Raw genomic sequence first — 19,296 nt, forward strand, 5'->3', positions numbered from 1 at the left:
GACGGCCGGGCCTTGATCTCTCGACTTACTCGGCGGCTTCCGACGTCGGCGCCGGTCCGAGCTTGGAGTTGTGCAGGTCGACGTTGAGGCCGAGCGAGCGCATTTCCTTGACCAGCACGTTGAACGATTCCGGAATACCGGCCTCGAACGTGTCGTCGCCGCGCACGATCGCCTCGTAGACCTTGGTGCGGCCGGCGACGTCGTCCGACTTCACCGTCAGCATCTCCTGCAGCGTGTAGGCGGCGCCATAGGCTTCGAGCGCCCACACCTCCATTTCGCCGAAGCGCTGGCCGCCGAACTGTGCCTTGCCGCCCAGCGGCTGCTGGGTGACCAGCGAGTACGGGCCGATCGAACGCGCATGGATCTTGTCGTCGACCAGATGGTGCAGCTTCAGCATGTAGATGTAACCGACGGTCACCTTGCGATCGAACGCATCGCCGGTGCGGCCGTCATAGACGGTCGACTGACCAGAGGCGTCGAGGCCGGCGAGCTTCAGCATCTCCTCGATGTCGGCTTCCTTGGCGCCGTCGAACACCGGCGTGGCGATCGGCACGCCGCGGCTCAGATTGTGACCAAGCTCGATCAGCTCGTTGTCGTTGAGCGACTTGATGGTCTCGTCCTCGCCGTAGATGCGCTTCAAGGTCTCCTTCAGCGGCTTGACGTCCTGCTTCGACAGATAGGCATCGACCGTCTGGGCGATGCGCTTGCCGAGGCCGGCGCAGGCCCAGCCGAGATGCGTCTCGAGGATCTGGCCGACGTTCATGCGCGAGGGCACGCCCAGCGGGTTCAGCACGATGTCCGCGTGGGTGCCGTCCTCCAGGAACGGCATGTCCTCGATCGGCACGATCTTGGAGACGACGCCCTTGTTGCCGTGACGGCCGGCCATCTTGTCGCCCGGTTGAATCTTGCGCTTCACCGCGACGAAGACCTTGACCATCTTCATCACGCCCGGCGGCAGTTCGTCGCCACGCTGCAGCTTCTCGACCTTGTCGAGGAAGCGCTGTTCAAGCCCCTTCTTCGACTCGTCGTACTGCTTCCGCATGGCCTCGATCTCGGCCATCAGCTTGTCGTTGGCCGAGGCGAACAACCACCACTGCGACTTCGGATACTCGTCGAGCACCGCACGCGTGATCTTGGTGTCCTTCTTGAAGCCCTTCGGACCGGAGATGCCCTGACGGCCATCCAGCATGTCGGCGAGACGGCTGTAGACGTTGCGGTCCAGGATCGCCTGCTCGTCGTCACGGTCCTTGGCCAGACGCTCGATCTCTTCCCGCTCGATCGCCAGCGCACGCTCGTCCTTGTCGACGCCGTGGCGGTTGAAGACGCGGACTTCGACGATCGTGCCCTGCACGCCCGGCGGCACCCGCAGCGAGGTGTCGCGCACGTCGGAGGCCTTCTCACCGAAGATGGCGCGCAAGAGCTTCTCTTCCGGCGTCATCGGGCTCTCGCCCTTCGGCGTGATCTTGCCGACCAGGATGTCGCCGGCGCGCACTTCCGCGCCGATGTAGACGATACCGGCTTCGTCGAGGTTCTTCAGCGCCTCTTCCGACACGTTCGGAATGTCGCGCGTGATTTCCTCCGGACCGAGCTTGGTGTCGCGGGCCATCACCTCGAATTCCTCGATGTGGATCGAGGTGAAGACGTCCTCCTTCACGATCCGCTCGGAAAGCAGGATGGAGTCCTCGAAGTTGTAGCCGTTCCACGGCATGAACGCGACCAGCACGTTGCGGCCGAGCGCGAGCTCGCCGAGATCGGTCGACGGACCGTCCGCGATGATGTCGCCCTTCTTGACGATGTCGCCGACCTTCACCAGCGGACGCTGGTTGATGCAGGTCGACTGGTTCGAGCGCTGGTACTTCATCAGCCGGTAGATATCGACGCCCGACTTGGTCGGATCGAGATCCTCGGTGGCGCGGATGACGACGCGGGTGGCGTCGATCTGGTCGATCACGCCCGAGCGGCGCGCCGCGATCGCAGCGCCCGAGTCACGGGCGACCACGCCCTCCATGCCGGTGCCGACGAACGGCGCCTCGGCGCGAACCAGCGGCACCGCCTGGCGCTGCATGTTCGAGCCCATCAGCGCGCGGTTGGCGTCGTCGTTCTCGAGGAACGGGATCAGCGCCGCGGCCACCGAAACCAGCTGCTTCGGCGACACGTCCATGTAGTCGACCTTGTCCGGCGTCACCGGCAGCACTTCGCCGGCGTGACGGCAGACCACCAGGTCCTCGGTGAAGCGGCCCTTGGCATCGAGCGGAACGTTGGCCTGGGCGACGCGATAGCGCCCCTCCTCCATCGCCGACAGATAGATCACCTCGTCGGTGACCCGGCCATCCTTGACCTTCCGGTACGGCGTCTCGACGAAGCCATACTTGTTGACGCGCGCAAAGGTCGCGAGCGAGTTGATCAGGCCGATGTTCGGACCTTCCGGCGTCTCGATCGGGCAGATGCGGCCGTAATGCGTCGGATGCACGTCGCGCACCTCGAAGCCGGCGCGCTCGCGGGTCAGACCGCCCGGTCCGAGCGCCGACAGGCGGCGCTTGTGGGTGATCTCCGACAGCGGATTGGTCTGGTCCATGAACTGCGACAGCTGCGACGAGCCGAAGAATTCACGCACGGCAGCGGCCGCAGGCTTGGCGTTGATCAGGTCCTGCGGCATCACGGTGTCGATGTCGACGCTCGACATGCGCTCCTTGATGGCGCGCTCCATGCGCAGCAGGCCGATGCGATACTGATTCTCCATCAGCTCGCCGACCGAGCGGACGCGGCGGTTGCCGAGATGGTCGATGTCGTCGATCTCGCCCTTGCCGTCGCGCAGGTCCACCAGCGTCTTGATGACGGAGAGGATGTCCTCCTTGCGCAGCGTGCGCTGGGTGTCCGGCGCATCGAGCTCGAGGCGCATGTTCATCTTGACGCGGCCGACCGCGGAGAGGTCGTAGCGCTCGGCATCGAAGAACAGCGATTGGAACATCGCCTGCGCGGAATCAAGCGTCGGCGGCTCACCCGGACGCATCACGCGGTAGATGTCGAACAGCGCGTCCTCACGCGTCATGTTCTTGTCGGCCGACAGCGTGTTGCGGATGTAGGGACCGACATTGACGTGGTCGATGTCGAGCAGCGGCAGGTCCTTGTAGCCCTGCTCGTTCAGCACCTTGAACAGCTTGTCGGTGATCTCCTCGCCGGCCTCGGCGTAGATCTCGCCGGTCTTCGGGTTGACGAGATCCTCGGCAATGTAGTTGCCGAGCAGCTCCTCGTCCGACATGCGCAGCGCCTTCAGCCCCTTCTCCTGGAGCTGGCGGGCGGCGCGGACGGTGAGCTTCTTGCCGGCCTCGAGCACGACCTTGCCGGTGTCGGCGTCGATCAGGTCGTTGACGGTCGAATAGCCGCGGAAGCGGTTGGCGTCGAACGGAACGCGCCAGCCTTCCTTGATGCGCTTGTAGATCAGCTTCTTGTAGAAGGTCGACAGGATGGTCTCGCCATCGAGGCCGAGCGCGAACATCAGCGACGTCACCGGCAGCTTGCGGCGACGGTCGATGCGCGCGAACACGATGTCCTTGGCGTCGAACTCGATGTCGAGCCAGGAGCCGCGATACGGGATGACGCGGGCGGCGAACAGCAGCTTGCCCGACGAATGGGTCTTGCCCTTGTCGTGGTCGAAGAACACGCCCGGCGACCGGTGCATCTGCGAGACGATGACGCGCTCGGTGCCGTTGACGATGAAGGTGCCGTTCATGGTCATGAGCGGAATGTCGCCCATGTACACGTCCTGCTCCTTGATGTCCTTGACCGACTTGGCGCCGGTTTCCTCGTCGATATCGAACACGATGAGGCGCAAGGTCACCTTGAGCGGCGCAGCGAAGGTCATGCCGCGCTGGCGGCACTCGTCGACGTCATATTTCGGCGGCTCGAACTCGTAACGGACGAACTCGAGCATCGAGGTGCCCGAGAAGTCGGAGATCGGGAACACCGAGCGGAACACCGCCTGCAGGCCCTCATCCGGCCGGCCGCCCGTGGGCTCGTCCACCATCAGGAACTGGTCGTAGGATGCCTTCTGAACCTCGATGAGGTTCGGCATCTCCGCGACTTCCTTGATGTGTCCAAAAAACTTGCGAACGCGTTTGCGACCGGTGAATGTCTGCTGCGCCATCGTGGCCTCTCATGTCGTCGCCCGGAGGGGCGATCCTTCCGAAACAGCGGCTGCCACCGCCATCCCGGGTTGAATTTCGATCCATTTCGAAGGTCGAAAGCGCAGAGCGCGGAACGGAAACGTCCCAGATCTGTTCTTCAGACCACCAAAACGCAAAACGACGCGCGAGGCGCGAGGGCGCACCCGCTCGTCACAACCATCTCGTCACGGACTGCAAAAGCCCGAAATTGCCTGTCTCCCGACGGTCCACGGATGGAGTCGCCACTCCACCGATAACCGGCTTTTCGTGCTGCCGACCCAATATGGGCCGACGATAAACGAGATTCGAGGGGCAAGCCCCACGATTTCCACACATTTTCGTGTTCGGCCCGCAACAGGCGATCCCGTTGCACGCCTTTTGCAGCAATTTCGGGCCGCGCCCGGCACCTCTGCAAAATTCCTTGTCCGCATGATGACCGGGCGATGTTACCACCCGGTCACCAATATTCCTCGAAACGCTCGGGCCTGCCTGGTGGCCGCCCGAGAGCCTCGCCTCGCGATCGCAGCGATTACTTGAGCTCGATCTTGGCGCCAGCCTTCTCGAGCTGAGCCTTGATCTTCTCGGCCTCGTCCTTGTTGACGCCTTCCTTGACCGGCTTCGGAGCGCCCTCGACCAGGTCCTTGGCTTCCTTCAGGCCCAGGCCGGTGATGGCGCGGACTTCCTTGATGACCTCGATCTTCTTGTCGCCGGCCGAAGCCAGGACAACGGTGAACTCGGTCTTCTCTTCCGCCGGAGCGGCAGCGGCAGCAGCCGGGCCAGCAACCGCAACGGCGGCAGCGGCAGACACGCCCCACTTTTCTTCCAGCAGCTTGGCGAGTTCGGCAGCCTCGAGAACGGTCAGGCTCGAGAGGTCGTCGACGATCTTTTGCAGGTCAGCCATTGATGTATTTCCTTGGTAGTGTGGTTCGGTTCGAAACCAGGTTGTGAGTGTTTGCGAAGGGCGTCAGGCCGCTTCGCCCTTTGAGGCATGAGCCTGAATGACGCGAGCGACCTTGGCCGCGGGCGCATTGGCGAGCTGGGCGAGCTTGGTCGCCGGAGCCTGGATCAGGCCGACGAGCTTGCCGCGCAGTTCGTCCAGCGACGGCAGCGAGGCGAGAGCCTTGACGCTGTCGACATTCAGGACGGTTTTACCCATGGAGCCGCCGAGAATGACGAACTTATCGTTCGCCTTGGCGAATTCCATGGCAACCTTGGGCGCCGCGACAGGATCGTTGGAAGTTGCGATCACGGTCGGCCCCTTCAACAGGGGACCGATGCCGACGACGTCCGTGCCTTCAAGAGCAATTTTGGCGAGACGGTTCTTCGAGACCTTCACCGACGCGCCCGCCTGCTTCATCTGCGAGCGCAGCTTCTGCATCTGGGCCACGGTGAGGCCGGAATAGTGAGCGACGACCGCGACGCCCGTGGTCTTGAAGACCTCGTGCAGTTCCCCGACCGCCTCTTTCTTTGCCGCTCGTTCCACAGCAAGCTCTCTCCGGTTGGCGGCCTTCGCCCGAAAGCGGGACCGCCGGGTTAAACCCGCCGCCCCACCAAACCCGACCTCTTGGACGCAAAAGACCCCGAGGACACGTCAGGCAGAACGACGATGAATAGCCTGCCCTTCCCAAGGCCTCTCGGCCCGGGGAGTGTCGAGGTTCGAACCAAACCTGCACGCCACCACGACCAGCGTGGTGGAACATGCCGAAATCCGGTCTTCACCCGTCTATGCAGGCCATATGATTAAGCCATTGAGGAAATTGAATTTCCGCGCCGGCGCCTGCAGTCTCGGACAGGATCGGGGGGATCGGCGGACCGACCTCCCCTGCGGCATTGTCGAGAACAGAAGATCCTTGTTCCTTCCGAGTCATCCAAGCGGATATCTCAAAAGGAATGCTGGCCCCTCAAGCTTTCGGAATGCGCGCACGGGCGCGTCAGCAAAAGCCGACCCGCCCGGAAGACGGTTCTTTAACGGGTCGATGACGACTTGCCAAGACCCCTACAGCAAAAATCGCACCAGTTACATCCGCCCCCCGCGCGAGGGATTATTGAGTCCGGGCTCATTGCGGCGCGATGCCCCGGAATGACGAGGAAACAACTGCGCCCGTCTACCCCTTCGGACAGGATGCCCCGGCGTCGACCCAGGCCTTGATGAGCTCGCCGAACTGCTTCTGCGTGCCCGGCGCCGGCGTCCGCCCTGCGCCCGGGTTCCAGCCCCAGCCGACCAGCTCATCCTCAGCCATATGGTGAACCAGCTGGGCCATGGTCTTGCCGCCGTTGAGCTTCGGATCCTTGATCTGGGTACAGATCTGGCCGAGCGACCGGCCCTGCCAGGCCATCTCGATCGGCGCCAGCTGCCATTTGGGATTGCCGGGCACCTGCGCCGCGTCGAAATTGGCCTCGTGGTGACAAGTCGTACAGGCAAGCCCGCCGGGTGCGCCCATGCCGGCCTCGCCACGGACCACCAGCGGCTGGTGTGGAATCATCCGGTCGGTCTGCGTCGGACGGTCGCCGGCCGGATGGCAGTTCATGCAGCGCGGCGACTGCAGCACCTTGCCGGCCTCCTCGAACAGCGCCACCGCGCGCTCGTTCTTGTCCTTGATCCCGGCGAAGTCCGCCGCCGGCTTTAGGCTGCCGGCGACACGGCTCGCCTCGGGCGCCGCATCGGCCCGCTCGAGCCCTGGATAGGCCGCGATCGCAATCGCGACCAGACTACCGGCGACCAGCGCCGTTGCTCCCGTTCTGACAAGGCTCATGCGGTGTCTCCCGGCCGAATCGGCAATTGAGTCGGTCGCGGCAGGCCGAGCTTCGCCATCGCGTTGGCCACGGCAGGTCCGAGCGGCGGCACGCCGGGCTCACCGACACCCGACGGTTTCTCCGTCGAGGGCACGATGACCACCTCGACCTCCGGCATCTCGTGGATGCGCAGCGAGCGGTAAGTGTCGAAATTGCCAGACACCGGGCGCCCCTCGTCGAGCGGCTGCTGCGCATAGAGGATGTGACCCAGCGCAAAGCCGATCCCACCCTCCATCTGGGCGCGGATGATGTCGGGATTGACTGCGACGCCGCAGTCGACGGCGCACCAGACCTTGTGCACGACGGGGCCCTCGGGGCCCATCGACAGCTCGACCACCTGGGCCACGAAGGTATTGAAGCTCTCGACCACAGCGACGCCACGGGCGCGGCCGGCTTCGACCTTGGCGCCCTTCCAGTCCGCCAGCCTTGCGACCGCCTTGAGCACGCCGGCATGGCGCGGCTTGTCCGCCATCATCGCGAGCCGCCCCTCCACCGGATCCTGACCGGCGGCCTCCAGCAGCTGGTCGACGAACGCCTCGACGGCATATCCCGTATGGGTGTGGCCGACCGAGCGCCACCACAGCACGGGCACGCCGACATCGACCTGGTGCAGGTCGCAGCGGAAGTTCGGCACCTGATACGGGATCTCGTTCGAGCCCTCATAGGCCGTCGAATCGAGGCCGTTCTTCATGGTCATCGCCTCGAACGGAGACCCCTTCATGATCGACTGGCCGACGATCGTATCGGACCACGCCACGATCCTGCCGTCGCGGACCACGCCGCGCATGCGGTGCAGACTGAACGGCCGGTAATAGCCGCCGCGCATGTCGTCCTCGCGGGTCCACACCAGCTTGACCGGACGCCCTGGCCCGATCGCCTTGGCAACCTGGGCGAGCTCCATCGCGACGTGTGTCGATTGCTGTGCCCGCCGGCCGAAGCTGCCGCCCGCCAGGATCGTCTTGAGGTCGACCTTGGCGATGTCGAGCCCGAGCACTTGCGCGATCACGGCGTGATCCGGCGTCGGAAACTGGCTGCCATAGCGTGCGGAGGCGGTGTCGCCCTTCCAATGCAGGAACGCATTGATCGGCTCCATCGGAGCGTGCGCCAAATAGGGGAAGACGAATTCGGTCTCGATCAGCCGGCCGCCTTTGGCGATCTCGGCATCGACGTCGCCCTCCTGCTTCACCAGCGCGCCCTGCTTCTTCGCGCGCGCACGAAACTCCTCCAGCAGTTGCGCCGTGCCGCGCGTCTCCGCCTTGCTGTCGTCCCAGGTGATCTTGAGCAGGTCGCGCGCGGTCTTGGCCGGCCAGAAGCCCTCGGCATAAACGGCGACGCCGTTCGGCACTTCCTTGACGTCGACCACGCCAGGCACCGCCTTCGCCGCGGCCGCGTCGAACGAGGCCACCTTGCCGCCGAAGCGCGGCGAGCGCGCCACCAGCACGGTCAGCGTCCCCGGATCCTTGATGTCGAGCGTGTATTCCGCCGAGCCGTTCGACTTGGCGACGCTGTCGAGCCGCGTCACGGCGCCGTCCTTGCCGATCAGCTTGAAGGCCGCGGGATCCTTCAGCGGCGGGTTGGCAGGCGCCGGCTGCTGCATGGCCTTGGCGGCGAGCGCCCCGAAGCCGCTCTGCTTGCCCGAGGGATGCCGGATGATGCCTTTCTCGACCGTGATCTCCCCGGCCGGGACCTGCCATTCGTCGGCGGCGGCCGCCACCAGCATCGCGCGGGCGGCAGCGCCGACTTTGCGCATCTGCTCGTAGGAATTGGCGATCGCGCTCGAACCGCCAGTGCCTTGCACGCCGAAGGCGAGATTCTTGTAGAGCGCCGGATTGGACGGCGCGTGATCGGCGCGCATCTGCGCCCAATCGGCATCGAGCTCCTCGGCGACCAGGGTTGCCATGCCGGTGAACGGCCCCTGCCCGAACTCAATGTGCTTGCAAAGCACCGTCACGGTGTCGTCCTGGCCGATCACCAGGAACGTGTTCGGCGCAATGTTGACGGACTTCGCCGAGCCAGCCTCCTGCGCGTAGGCGACGCCGTTGCGGGCGACATAGGTCGCGAGCACCATCCCGGCGCCCGCCTTCAGCAGCGAGCGGCGAGACAAAGTCGCAGCGACCTCAGATGGCACATGAGCGTTCATGATCAGCCCTCCAGCGACTTGGCGGCCGAATGGATCGCGGCGCGGATGCGGACATAGGTGGCGCAGCGGCAGATGTTGCCGTTCATCGCCAGATCGATGTCCTGGTCGGTCGGCTTGGGGTTGAGACCGAGCAGCGCGGCGGCGCTCATGACCTGCCCGGACTGGCAGTAGCCACATTGCGGCACGTCATGCGCGGCCCAAGCCTTCTGCACGGCAGCCGCTTCCTTGCCGCTCAGCCCCTCGATCGTCGTGACCTCGCTCTTTCCCACCGCCGACACCGGCAGCGAGCAGGAGCGCACGGTCTGGCCGTCGAGATAGACGGTGCAGGCCCCGCACTGTGCGACGCCGCAGCCATATTTGGTGCCCGTCAGGCCGGCATTGTCGCGAATGGCCCACAGCAAGGGTGTTCCGGGGTCGACATCGATCTGATGCTCGCGCCCGTTGATCTTCAAGGTGAACGCCGCCATGGCCCCTCGCTTTGTCTGTCGTTCGAACAGCGAGAGTTAGAAGCATTCGAGAATGGTTCGCAATTCACAGAGAAGTGCAGCGCGTCAAAATATTTCTGCGTTGGGGAGGAACGATTTTGCGGCTTGCGCACGCGCTCCCCGGATGACGCGCAGCGGTCCCGCATGTCGCTTCGCTCATGCGGGCTACGAGCTACTTCACCTGATACGGCAGCTTCTCGCCCGCGAAGAACGCGGCGAGGTTCGCGACCACGCAGCCCTGCATCGCGACGTGCGACTCCCTGGTGTTGCCGCCGATATGGGGTGTGACGACCACATTGGGCAGCGACGTCAGTTCATCCGGTGCATGAGGTTCGGTCTCGAACACGTCAAGGCCGGCGCCGGCGATGGTGCCGTCCTGCAGCGCGGCCACCAGTGCGCCTTCGTCGATGACCGAGCCGCGCGAGATGTTGACGACATGGCCGTCGGGGCCGAGCTTCTTGAGCAGATCGGCATTGACGGCGTGGGTGGTCTCGGCACCGGCGCGGACCGCGATCATCAGCACGGTGCACCACTCAGCGAGCGCATCGAGGCTCGGAAAATATTGATACGGCAGGTCGTCGTAGCGGGTGCGGTTGAAATAGCCGATGTCGGTCTCGAACGCGGCGACGCGGGCAGCGATCTTGCGGCCGATCTCGCCCATGCCGTAGATGCCGACCTTACAGCCCGACAGGCTCGGCGGCGGCTTCATCAGCGGCGACGGTTTCGCCGCGGCCCAGCCGCCATCGCGGACGTAAGCGTCGGCGACCATCAGTCGCCGCGTGCTCGCCAGCATCAGCATGAGCGCGACGTCGGCGACCGCCGCGGCATTGGCGCCCGGGCTGTGGCCAACGGCGATGTTGCGCGCCGCCGCCGCCTCGAGGTCAACGCCATCATAGCCGGTGCCGTAGCAGACGATCGCGCCGAGCGCCGGCAGCCGGTCCATGTGCTCGGCCTTCAGCGGCGTACCGCCGGCCGTGATCAGTGCCCGGATCTGTGCGACCTCGTCAGCCGGAAACACCTCATGCGCCGGCCTGCCGCCGCCGTCGAGCAGTTCGAAGCGATCGGCGAAACGCTGGGTCAGCGACTTCGGGAAGCGGGAATAGATCAGGACCTTGTCGGGCATGTCGGATGGTTTCCCCCAAATAGCGAAGGGCGGGACCGATGACCGATCCCGCCCTGCTTCATCTCAATTCGTCCGGCCGCTTAGACCAGCACGGTGCCCGGCTCGACCTTGACGCCCGGGCCCATGGTCGACGACACGGCGACGCGCTGGACATAGGTGCCCTTGGCGCCCGCCGGTTTGGCCTTCACGACCGCGTCGGCCAGCGCCTTGATGTTCTCGACCAGCTTGTCCTCGGCGAACGAGGCCTTGCCGACGCCCGCCTGGATGATGCCGGCCTTCTCGACGCGGAACTCGACCGAGCCGCCCTTGGCACCCTTGACGGCGCCGGCGACGTCCATGGTCACGGTGCCGATCTTCGGGTTCGGCATCATGCCGCGCGGACCGAGCACCTTACCGAGACGGCCGACCAGCGGCATCATGTCGGGGGTGGCGATACAGCGGTCGAAGTCGATGTTGCCGTTCTGCACCTTCTCGACCAGGTCCTCCGCGCCGACCACGTCGGCACCGGCGGCCTTGGCTTCCTCGGCCTTGGCGCCACGGGCGAACACGCCGACGCGGAGCGTACGGCCGGTGCCGTTCGGCAGCATGACGACGCCGCGGACCATCTGGTCGGCGTGGCGCGGATCGACGCCGAGGTTGATCGAGACCTCGATGGTCTCGTCGAACTTGGAGACGGCGCGCTCCTTGATCATCTTGATCGCGTCAGCAAGCGGGTAGAGCTTGGTGCGGTCGATACCCTCGCGGGCCTTCTTCAAACGCTTTCCGATAGCCATTGGCGCTTACCCCGCAACTTCCAGACCCATCGAGCGGGCAGAGCCCTCGACCATCTTCATGGCCGACTCGATCGAGTCGCAATTCAGATCCTTCATCTTCTTCTCGGCGATCTCGCGCACCTGCGCGCGTGTCACCGCGCCGGCCTTGTCACGACCCGGGGCCTTGGAGCCCGACTGGATCTTGGCCGCCTGCTTGAGGAAGAAGGACATCGGCGGGGTCTTCATCTCGAAGGTGAAGGACCGGTCCGCATAGATGGTGATGACCACCGGGATCGGGGTGTTCTTCTCTTCCTTCTGGGTCTGCGCGTTGAACGCCTTGCAGAACTCCATGATGTTGAGACCGCGCTGGCCGAGCGCGGGGCCGATCGGAGGCGACGGGTTGGCCGCGCCGGCCGGGACCTGAAGCTTCAGGTAACCGGTTACTTTCTTTGCCATTGGGATTCTCCAATGCGCTCGCAGCTTTGCCGTTTGCGAACGCAACGCCTTGGGCGACAAAACCCGAAGGCGGTGGTTTGGGACCGTGGTCCGGCGCGCTCAATCCGGCTGGCAAAGCCGGCCGCGCCTCCCACGAACGAAATCGCCCCCCGTTTGGGGAGCGAAGGGCGCCCGATACACGAGATCGGACGAAAAGGAAAGCCCGGCCGGCCGCAGGACGCGGCGGCCCGGCCGTTAGCCGACGACCTTCTCGACCTGGTTGAACTCCAGCTCGACCGGCGTCGCACGGCCGAAGATCGAGACCGCGACCTTGACGCGCGAGCGGGCCTCGTCGATTTCCTCGACCACGCCGGAGAACGAGGCGAACGGCCCGTCGGCGACGCGGACGTTCTCGCCGATCTCGAACGACACCGAGGATTTCGGCCGCTCCACGCCTTCCTGCATCTGGTTCAGGATGCGCATCGCCTCGCCTTCGGAGATCGGCATCGGCTTGTTCTCGGCGCCGAGGAAGCCGGTCACCTTGGGCGTATTCTTGATCAGGTGGAACGCCTCGTCGGTCAGCTTCATCTTCACCAGCACGTAGCCGGGGAAGAACTTGCGCTCGGCGTCGATCTTGCGGCCGCGGCGCACCTCGGTGACCTTCTCGATCGGCACCAGCACCTGCTCGAACAGATCCTCGAGATTGCGCTGCTTGGCCTGCTCGCGGATCGACTCGGCGACCTTCTTCTCGAAGTTCGAATAGGCGTGGACGATGTACCAGCGCTTGTCGGAGCTTTGCGTTGCGGTTGCCATCAGTGAATGCCCAGCACGAAGGTGATGAGATAGCGGATGATCTGATCGGCGGCGAAGAAGAACACCGAGGCCAGCGCCACCATCACGAATACCATGATCGTGGTGATCGTGACCTCGCGGCGGGTCGGCCAAGTGACCTTGGCGGTCTCCGAGCGCACTTCCTGCAGGAATTTGAACGGGCTGGTAGCCATCGTCAGGGGTCCGCGTCCGTCATCAGACGATTGAAGAGTTTACGGGGAAAACCGAACAGCCGACCTTGGCCCACCCTCTTGTCGGAGAGATGAGCCGATCCACGGGCTCGCTTGTTCGGGGAGTGAAAAGCCGCGCCGGATATCCGCTTTTGTCGCGGGCCGGCTGCAGGTCGCCGATATCTACTGTCGGAGCGGCCAAAGGTCAAGATATGGGCACGGCGCGCATCCCCGGTCATTCCCGCGGCACGGTGCCGCCGTCCCCCTTTCCATCCGTCTTTTCGCCGGGCGGCACGCCCGTTCCGCACGACGGCAGGTTGAGCAGGTGCGGCAACGATTTGTCGGAAGCAGCGAGGCCACGGCCCTTGTCGCGGGTGCATCGCCCGCTCATGCTCGCGTCCACAAGAACAATCAGGAGGAAACCCATGACCTTTGCCCCGCGCAAGGGACTGATGCGCCTTGCCGCCGTCAGCCTTGCTGCCGTCAGTCTTGCTGCCCTCGCCCTCACATCCGTCCCCGCCCGCGCCCAGGCCCCGCTCAAGATCGGCGTGCTCAGCGACTTCTCGTCGGTCTATTCGGACATCGGCGGCCAGGGCAATCTCGAGGCGACCAGGCTCGCCATCGAGGAGTTCGGCGGCAGCATGTTCGGCAAGCCGATCGAGGTGATCAGCGCCGATCCGCAGAACAAGGCCGACATCGCCGCCGCGATCGTCCGCAAATGGTACGAGAACGAGAGCGTCGACATGGTCATCGACATGCCGACCTCGGCCACTGCGCTCGCCGGCATGGAGATGTCGAAGCAGTTCGAGAAGCTGATGATCGTGACGGACGCCGCCAGCTCCGACATCACCGGAAAATCCTGCTCGCCCTACACCGTGCACTGGACCTACGACACCTATGGCAATGCGCACACGGTCGGCAGCGCCATCGTCAAGACCGGCGGGGACACCTGGTTCTTCATCACGGCCGACTATCTGTTCGGCCACTCGATCGAGCGCGACACCGGCGACGTCGTGCGCGCGGCCGGCGGCAAGGTGGTGGGCAGCGCCAGGCATCCGCTGAACAACCAGGACTTCTCGTCCTTCCTGCTGCAGGCGCAAGCTTCCAAGGCCAAGATCATCGGCATGGCCAATGGCGGCGGCGACACCATCAACACCATCAAGCAGGCCGCCGAGTTCGGCATCGTCGCCGGCGGCCAGAACCTCGCCGGCATCGTGATGTTCATCTCGGACATCCACAGCCTCGGCTTGAAGCTCGCCCAGGGCCTGATCATCACCGAGGCCTACTACTGGGACCTCAACGACCGCACGCGGGCGTTCGGCAAGAAGTTCTTCGAAAAGATGAAGCGGATGCCGACCATGAACCAGGCCGCGATCTACAGCGCCACCCTGCACTATCTCAACGCGGTGAAAGCCGCCGGCACCCGCGACACCAAGCCGGTGCTGGCGAAGATGCGCGAGACCCCGTTGCGCGACGCCTTCACCGACAACGGCGTCCTGCGCGAGGACGGCCGCATGGTGCACTCGATGTTCCTGTTCGAGGTCAAGAAGCCGGAAGAATCGAAGGCGCCGTGGGACTATTACAAGGTGCTGGCTGAGGTGCCCGGCGACCAGGCGTTCCGGCCGATGAAGGACGGCAATTGTCCTTATGTGAAACAATAAGGACCGGCCAAAACGCGTTCGGGGCTCGCTCGTCGCGGGCCCCGGCCTCGTCAGTCTCGTCGATTTTGGCGGTAAGTGCTTGATCTCGCTGGCAGGAGTGGAGAGGCTCGAACTCCCAACCCCCGGTTTTGGAGACCGGTGCTCTACCAATTGAGCTACACTCCTAGCGAGCCGGGACAGTGTCGCCGGTTCGGGCGCTTTCAAGCATAGACCTCCCCCCCAATGCAAGGGTGCAATGGGGCAAATCGACTGGTCAGACCACAACTTCCGCGCCAGACTTGATGCAAACCGACAACAGGACTTCAGGGAGAGCCCATGACCCCGCCAAACGCCGCACCGAGCGTGCCCTTTTCCGCGCTGCGCTCCCTGACCCCGCCGCTGCCGGATGACCGGCCGGAGGCGCTCGGCCTGTCGGCGGCGCGGCTGCAGCGGGCGTCGGACGCCTTCAAGCGCGAGGCCGACAAGGGAACCATTCCCGGCGCCACGCTTCTGGTCGGCCGGCGCGGCCGGATCGGCTGGTTCGATGCGATCGGCCGCCAAGCCCCCGATGCCGACACGCCGATGCGGCCCGATTCGATCTTCCGCATCTTCTCGATGACCAAGCCGATCGTGTCGCTGGGCATCATGATGCTGGTCGAGGACGGCGAGCTGCTGCTGTCTGATCCCGCCGCCAAGTTCATCCCGGAATTCGCCGATCAGAAGGTCGGCATCGACAGTGGCGGCAAGCTGGAGCTGGCGCCGGTCACCCAGCCGATGACGATCCAGGACCTGCTGCGCCACACGTCCGGCTTGGCGTATGAACACACCGGCACCGGGCCGGTGCACCTGCTCTACCAGCAGTCGCGGGTGCGCAGCCGCAAGATCAGCAACGCCGAGCACGCGGCGATCATCGCGGGGCTGCCGCTGGTCTGCCAACCCGGCACCGAATTCAACTACAGCCGCTCGACCGACATCCTCGGCCGCATCATCGAGATCGTCGCCGGCCAACCGCTCGGCGTCTTCCTCTCCGAGCGCATTCTCAAGCCGCTCGGCATGAACGAAACCGGGTTCTTCACCGACGAGGCCAATGCGGCGCGCCTCGCCGAGCCGTTCGCCAAGGACCCGTGGACCGGCGAGGCCGTCAATTTGTTCAACATGACCGAGCAGCCGGTGATGGAATCCGGCGGCGGCGGGCTGGTCGCGACCACGATGGACTACGCCCGCTTCTGCGCCATGCTGCTCAACAAGGGCAGCCTCGACGGAGTCAGGCTGGTCGGCCGCAAGACGCTCGAGCTGATGGCCTCCGACCATCTCGGTCCTCACGTCAAGACGATGGGCACCCTGCTGTCGCCCGGTCACGGCTTCGGCCTCGGCTTCGCCGTGCGCCGCGAGCCCGGCATCGCCCCCTTCCCCGGCTCGCCCGGCACCTTCTTCTGGAGCGGCATCGCCGGCACCTTCTTCTGGATCGATCCGAAGGAGGAGCTGTTCTGCGTGTTCATGGCCCAGGCCCCGGGGCAGCGGGACTATCTGCGCACGCTGGTGCGGGACGTGGTGTATGCGGCGGTGGAGTGAGTAGCCGGTCTCATAGCCCGGATGCGCGTCGGCCGTGGTGTCGCGACGACCACAGCTGTCGTCCCTGCGAACGCAGGGACCCATACCGCGTGATCTGTCGAGGGACGTGACTGCCAGTTGCCTGCCTCCTGCCGGCCGGTGGTTATGGGTCCCCGCGTTCGCGGGGACGACACTGTTGGGCGAGGCCATGGCACCGGCCTCACTGACAGCCCCTCAACTGATCGTCGCGCCGCCGTCGATCACCATGGTCTGACCGGTCATGAAGTTGCCGGCGGCCGAGCCTAGGAACACCGCGGCGCCGGCGATCTCGTCGGGGATGCCGATGCGGAGCAGCGGGGAGCGCGCGGTGGAGGCCTTCAGATTGTCCGGATTGTCCCACAGCGCCTTCGCGAAGTCGGTCTTGATCAGCCCCGGCGCGATGCAGTTCACGCGCACATTGTGCGGGCCGTATTCGCAGGCGAGGTTGCGGGCGAGCTGCATGTCGGCGGCCTTGGAGATCGCGTAGGCGCCGAGGATGGTCGAGCCCTTCAGGCCGCCGATCGAGGACACGACAACGATCGAGCCGTCCTTGCGCGCGATCATCTGCGGCACGACCATGCTGATCAGCCAGTTGTTGGCGACGATGTTGTTGTCGAGGATTTTTCGGAACTGATCGTCGGAGATGCCGGCGAGCGGTCCGTAATAGGGATTCGACGCGGCGTTGCAGACCAGCACGTCGATCTTGCCGTAGATGCGGTTGGCCTCGTCGACGAGGTTTTGCAAATTCTCCTTGCTGGAGATGTTGGCGGCGACCGCCGCCGCCGTCCCCGCGCCGAAGCGCTCGTTCAGCTCTTTGGCGACGGCGTCGCAGACATCGGCCTTGCGCGAGGAGATCACCACCTTGGCGCCGTGCTCGGCCATGCGCTCGGCAATGGCGAGCCCAATGCCGCGCGTGGATCCGGTGATGACGGCAACCTTGCCGGTCATGTCGAACAGGGTCATGGGGAGTTCCTCCTACTTATTAGCTGTTTTTGGTTTCGACGTTGGCACTGCGACGTCCACGAGACTTTTCCGCGGTGACAGTGACTGCGCCCTCTCCCCCAAGGCGAAGCGAAGCTTCGCCAGGGTGGGAGAGGGCATGTAGGACGGCGCTGCAAGCTCGGTCGGGTGAGGGGTATGTCTCCACGAGTCGAGTTCGCGGAGAGAGACCCCTCACCCGGTATGACCGCGCTGGCGCGGTCATACCGCCCTCTCCCACAAGGGGAGAGGGTGCACTATCCGTGTGGCGAGATATGTGCTGATGGCCGCCGATATGCAGCATGTGGATTGCTTGTATGAACATTGAGCCAACTGCTCCCTACTACGCCAGCTTGCTCGTCGTGACCTCCGGCCCGGCCGGCTGATGCATCGCGCGGTGCGCCGCATCCGCCATCCAGGGCTGCTGATTGACCATCGGCAGGCGCCATGTGCTGATCTCGCCGGCCACGATGTGATCGAGCCGGGTCACCGAGCAATTGTCGATGTCGAAGGCGAGGCCCTTGTCGACCAGGCCGCCGAGCGCGAGCCCCACCGCGGCCTTGATGGTGCCGCCATGGCCGATGGCGATGACGTCGCGGCCGGCTTCCGAAACCGTGATGCGCGCGATCGCCGCGGTGACGCGGATGTAGAGATCCATGTAGCTCTCGCCGCCCGGCGCCGGCTGGTCGATGGCGGCGAACCAATGGCTGCCGGCGGGACGGCTGGCCAGGAACGCGGCGCGGTTCATGCCCTGCCATTGACCGAGATGCTGCTCTGCGAAGGCGGCCTCCTTGATCATCGTGGCGGGCCGCGGAAAGCCGGCGGCCCAGATCGCCTCCGCGGTCTGATGCGTGCGCATCAGATTGCTCGCATACCAAACGGCGCTGCGCGGCAGGATTTTCGCCACGGCCTCGAACACCTCGCGGTCCCCGGTGTCGCAGGCGATGTCGGACTGGCCGTAGATGTTGCCGCCATCGCTGCGCACCGGTGCGTGACGCACCCACCACCAGCGCGTGGTGACGACCGCAGGCCTGTCCTGATTGTCCGGCATCACGATCACCCTTCCCTGTCGCCCCTCATCGCTGTACGTGAGTGGCAAAGCCGTCTCAAGTCACTTCGCCCTCGGCATGAAAGCGGCGCGTTTGAAACGGTGTTTGAATTCCGTTGCACGGCACGCAACTGATCAGAACCATAGCAGGAGGAAACATGGGCCGCCTCGAAGGCAAATCCGTCATCATCACCGGAGCCGGCAGCGGCATCGGCCGCGCCGCAGCGCTGATGTTCACGAAGGAAGGCGCGCGGCTGATCGCGGTCGATCGCAGCGAAGGCGTCAAGGAGACGGTCGAACTGGTCAAGCAGCAGGGCGGCATTGCGGAAGCCGTGATCGCCGACGCCGGCTCGGAAGCCGATGTCAGCGGCTTCATCGATCGCGCGGTGGCGACCTATGGCAGGCTCGACGTGATCTGGGCCAATGCCGGCATCTCCGGCGGCCTGATCCCGATCGCCGAGCAGACCGTCGAGCACTGGCAGGAGATCCTGCGCATCAATCTGATCGGCCCGTTCCTGGCGGTGAAGCACGCGATGCCGCACATGATCAGGCAGCAGCGCGGCGCGATCGTATGCACCGCCTCGGTCGCGGGCCTGAAGTCCGGCGCATCGGGGCATCCCTATGCAGCGAGCAAGGCCGGCGTCATCAGCCTGGTGCAGACCACCGCCTATTCGCTCTCCGGCACCGGCGTGCGCATCAATGCGGTGTGCCCCGGCCTGATCGAGACCGGCATGACCAAGCCGATCTTCGACGGCGCCAAGGAGCGCGGCACCGAAGCCAAGATCGGCCAGCTCAATCCGCTGAAGCGCGCCGGCCAGCCGCATGAGATCGCCGCCATGGCCCTGTTCCTCGCCAGCGACGAGGCCTCCTACGTCAACGGCCAGGCCTTCCCGGTCGACGGCGGCCTCACCGCGTCGATGCCTTATGCGGGGAAGCCGATTTAGCGCCGTCGCCTTTTGGCGATGCGCCGACATCGCGCCTCCTCTCTCCTCCGTCATGGCCGGGCCTGTCCCGGCCATCCACGTCGCGCGGCATATGCGGAGCGACGTGGATGCCCGGGCCTTCACCACACCGAAGCGGCTTCGGCCGCGCAGGCGGGACGAGCGTGAGATTAGCGCTACCGCGACAAACGAAGAGCTCGCTGAACT

Annotated in this window: 17 protein-coding genes and 1 tRNA gene; 3 read left to right on the top strand and 15 right to left on the bottom strand. The window is 65.0% G+C overall.

Annotation, left to right across the window (positions count from 1 at the left end):
* Positions 1 to 25: 25 nt before the first annotated feature.
* The 12 genes from rpoB to ACQR1B_RS09590 form a co-directional block, all read right to left on the bottom strand.
* Positions 26 to 4,144, bottom strand: coding sequence for a DNA-directed RNA polymerase subunit beta (gene rpoB, locus ACQR1B_RS09535; RefSeq protein WP_434831174.1), 4,119 nt, complete (start codon positions 4,142 to 4,144; stop codon positions 26 to 28).
* A 548-nt stretch (positions 4,145 to 4,692) separates the two neighbouring features.
* Complete coding sequence (gene rplL, locus ACQR1B_RS09540) at positions 4,693 to 5,064, bottom strand: 50S ribosomal protein L7/L12 (RefSeq protein WP_284423120.1); 372 nt, start codon at positions 5,062 to 5,064, stop codon at positions 4,693 to 4,695.
* Positions 5,065 to 5,127: 63 nt separating this feature from the next.
* Positions 5,128 to 5,646, bottom strand: a complete 519-nt coding sequence (rplJ, locus tag ACQR1B_RS09545; protein WP_434831173.1) for a 50S ribosomal protein L10 — start codon at positions 5,644 to 5,646, stop codon at positions 5,128 to 5,130.
* Between the two features lie 622 nt (positions 5,647 to 6,268).
* Positions 6,269 to 6,916 (bottom strand): Isoquinoline 1-oxidoreductase subunit, encoded by a 648-nt coding sequence (locus ACQR1B_RS09550; RefSeq protein WP_434831172.1) that lies wholly within the window; start codon positions 6,914 to 6,916, stop codon positions 6,269 to 6,271.
* Positions 6,913 to 9,096, bottom strand: a complete 2,184-nt coding sequence (locus ACQR1B_RS09555) for a molybdopterin cofactor-binding domain-containing protein (RefSeq protein ID WP_434831171.1) — start codon at positions 9,094 to 9,096, stop codon at positions 6,913 to 6,915. The genes ACQR1B_RS09550 and ACQR1B_RS09555 overlap by 4 nt, the downstream gene beginning before the upstream one ends.
* A gap of 2 nt (positions 9,097 to 9,098) precedes the next feature.
* Positions 9,099 to 9,563, bottom strand: a complete 465-nt coding sequence (locus ACQR1B_RS09560; RefSeq protein ID WP_434831170.1) for a (2Fe-2S)-binding protein — start codon at positions 9,561 to 9,563, stop codon at positions 9,099 to 9,101.
* Between the two features lie 190 nt (positions 9,564 to 9,753).
* A complete protein-coding gene (locus tag ACQR1B_RS09565; RefSeq protein ID WP_434831169.1) occupies positions 9,754 to 10,704 on the bottom strand; it encodes a 2-hydroxyacid dehydrogenase in 951 nt (316 codons plus the stop codon).
* Between the two features lie 80 nt (positions 10,705 to 10,784).
* The gene (rplA, locus tag ACQR1B_RS09570) at positions 10,785 to 11,477 is read right to left on the bottom strand and encodes a 50S ribosomal protein L1 (RefSeq protein WP_434831168.1); all 693 of its coding nucleotides are present in this window, start codon (positions 11,475 to 11,477) and stop codon (positions 10,785 to 10,787) included.
* A gap of 6 nt (positions 11,478 to 11,483) precedes the next feature.
* A complete protein-coding gene (rplK, locus tag ACQR1B_RS09575; RefSeq protein ID WP_200293150.1) occupies positions 11,484 to 11,912 on the bottom strand; it encodes a 50S ribosomal protein L11 in 429 nt (142 codons plus the stop codon).
* A 234-nt stretch (positions 11,913 to 12,146) separates the two neighbouring features.
* Complete coding sequence (gene nusG / locus ACQR1B_RS09580; RefSeq protein WP_015667633.1) at positions 12,147 to 12,704, bottom strand: transcription termination/antitermination protein NusG; 558 nt, start codon at positions 12,702 to 12,704, stop codon at positions 12,147 to 12,149.
* Entirely contained in the window at positions 12,704 to 12,895 is a 192-nt protein-coding gene (gene secE, locus ACQR1B_RS09585; RefSeq protein ID WP_434831167.1) for a preprotein translocase subunit SecE, read from the bottom strand. Before secE ends, nusG begins: the two co-directional genes overlap by 1 nt.
* 232 nt (positions 12,896 to 13,127) lie before the next feature.
* Positions 13,128 to 13,319 carry a hypothetical protein gene (locus ACQR1B_RS09590; protein WP_434831166.1) on the bottom strand — a complete coding sequence of 64 codons (192 nt, stop codon included), beginning with the start codon at positions 13,317 to 13,319 and terminating at the stop codon, positions 13,128 to 13,130.
* Here ACQR1B_RS09590 and ACQR1B_RS09595 point away from each other — a divergent pair.
* Positions 13,318 to 14,553 carry an ABC transporter substrate-binding protein gene (locus ACQR1B_RS09595; RefSeq protein WP_434831165.1) on the top strand — a complete coding sequence of 412 codons (1,236 nt, stop codon included), beginning with the start codon at positions 13,318 to 13,320 and terminating at the stop codon, positions 14,551 to 14,553. The two genes, ACQR1B_RS09590 and ACQR1B_RS09595, sit on opposite strands and share 2 nt — an antisense overlap.
* Before the next feature lie 89 nt (positions 14,554 to 14,642).
* Here ACQR1B_RS09595 and ACQR1B_RS09600 read toward each other — a convergent pair.
* Positions 14,643 to 14,718 (bottom strand) — tRNA-Trp (locus ACQR1B_RS09600).
* A 150-nt stretch (positions 14,719 to 14,868) separates the two neighbouring features.
* Between ACQR1B_RS09600 and ACQR1B_RS09605 the strand changes: the two genes are divergently transcribed.
* Positions 14,869 to 16,104: a serine hydrolase domain-containing protein gene (locus tag ACQR1B_RS09605; RefSeq protein ID WP_434831164.1), complete on the top strand. Its 1,236-nt coding sequence runs from the start codon at positions 14,869 to 14,871 to the stop codon at positions 16,102 to 16,104.
* Positions 16,105 to 16,317: 213 nt separating this feature from the next.
* Here the strand turns inward: ACQR1B_RS09605 and ACQR1B_RS09610 are convergent, their stop codons facing one another.
* Together ACQR1B_RS09610 and ACQR1B_RS09615 are read right to left on the bottom strand one after the other, a co-directional pair.
* Positions 16,318 to 17,085, bottom strand: coding sequence for an SDR family NAD(P)-dependent oxidoreductase (locus tag ACQR1B_RS09610; protein WP_434831163.1), 768 nt, complete (start codon positions 17,083 to 17,085; stop codon positions 16,318 to 16,320).
* 358 nt (positions 17,086 to 17,443) lie between these two features.
* Entirely contained in the window at positions 17,444 to 18,151 is a 708-nt protein-coding gene (locus ACQR1B_RS09615) for a histidine phosphatase family protein (protein ID WP_434831162.1), read from the bottom strand.
* Positions 18,152 to 18,306: 155 nt separating this feature from the next.
* Between ACQR1B_RS09615 and ACQR1B_RS09620 the strand changes: the two genes are divergently transcribed.
* Complete coding sequence (locus ACQR1B_RS09620) at positions 18,307 to 19,092, top strand: SDR family NAD(P)-dependent oxidoreductase (protein WP_434831161.1); 786 nt, start codon at positions 18,307 to 18,309, stop codon at positions 19,090 to 19,092.
* The last annotated feature ends 204 nt before the right edge of the window (positions 19,093 to 19,296 follow it).

Origin of the sequence: Bradyrhizobium oligotrophicum (assembly GCF_051168495.1) — a bacterium.
Taxonomy (GTDB): domain Bacteria; phylum Pseudomonadota; class Alphaproteobacteria; order Rhizobiales; family Xanthobacteraceae; genus Bradyrhizobium; species Bradyrhizobium oligotrophicum_A.

Coding starts and splice junctions, on each gene's coding strand:
- rpoB (WP_434831174.1), bottom strand. CDS start 4,144: ATGGCGCAGCAGACATTCACCGGTCGCAAACGCGTTCGCAAGTTTTTT.
- rplL (WP_284423120.1), bottom strand. CDS start 5,064: ATGGCTGACCTGCAAAAGATCGTCGACGACCTCTCGAGCCTGACCGTT.
- ACQR1B_RS09550 (WP_434831172.1), bottom strand. CDS start 6,916: ATGAGCCTTGTCAGAACGGGAGCAACGGCGCTGGTCGCCGGTAGTCTG.
- ACQR1B_RS09555 (WP_434831171.1), bottom strand. CDS start 9,096: ATGAACGCTCATGTGCCATCTGAGGTCGCTGCGACTTTGTCTCGCCGC.
- ACQR1B_RS09560 (WP_434831170.1), bottom strand. CDS start 9,563: ATGGCGGCGTTCACCTTGAAGATCAACGGGCGCGAGCATCAGATCGAT.
- ACQR1B_RS09565 (WP_434831169.1), bottom strand. CDS start 10,704: ATGCCCGACAAGGTCCTGATCTATTCCCGCTTCCCGAAGTCGCTGACC.
- rplA (WP_434831168.1), bottom strand. CDS start 11,477: ATGGCTATCGGAAAGCGTTTGAAGAAGGCCCGCGAGGGTATCGACCGC.
- rplK (WP_200293150.1), bottom strand. CDS start 11,912: ATGGCAAAGAAAGTAACCGGTTACCTGAAGCTTCAGGTCCCGGCCGGC.
- nusG (WP_015667633.1), bottom strand. CDS start 12,704: ATGGCAACCGCAACGCAAAGCTCCGACAAGCGCTGGTACATCGTCCAC.
- secE (WP_434831167.1), bottom strand. CDS start 12,895: ATGGCTACCAGCCCGTTCAAATTCCTGCAGGAAGTGCGCTCGGAGACC.
- ACQR1B_RS09595 (WP_434831165.1), top strand. CDS start 13,318: ATGACCTTTGCCCCGCGCAAGGGACTGATGCGCCTTGCCGCCGTCAGC.
- ACQR1B_RS09590 (WP_434831166.1), bottom strand. CDS start 13,319: ATGGGTTTCCTCCTGATTGTTCTTGTGGACGCGAGCATGAGCGGGCGA.
- ACQR1B_RS09605 (WP_434831164.1), top strand. CDS start 14,869: ATGACCCCGCCAAACGCCGCACCGAGCGTGCCCTTTTCCGCGCTGCGC.
- ACQR1B_RS09610 (WP_434831163.1), bottom strand. CDS start 17,085: ATGACCCTGTTCGACATGACCGGCAAGGTTGCCGTCATCACCGGATCC.
- ACQR1B_RS09615 (WP_434831162.1), bottom strand. CDS start 18,151: ATGCCGGACAATCAGGACAGGCCTGCGGTCGTCACCACGCGCTGGTGG.
- ACQR1B_RS09620 (WP_434831161.1), top strand. CDS start 18,307: ATGGGCCGCCTCGAAGGCAAATCCGTCATCATCACCGGAGCCGGCAGC.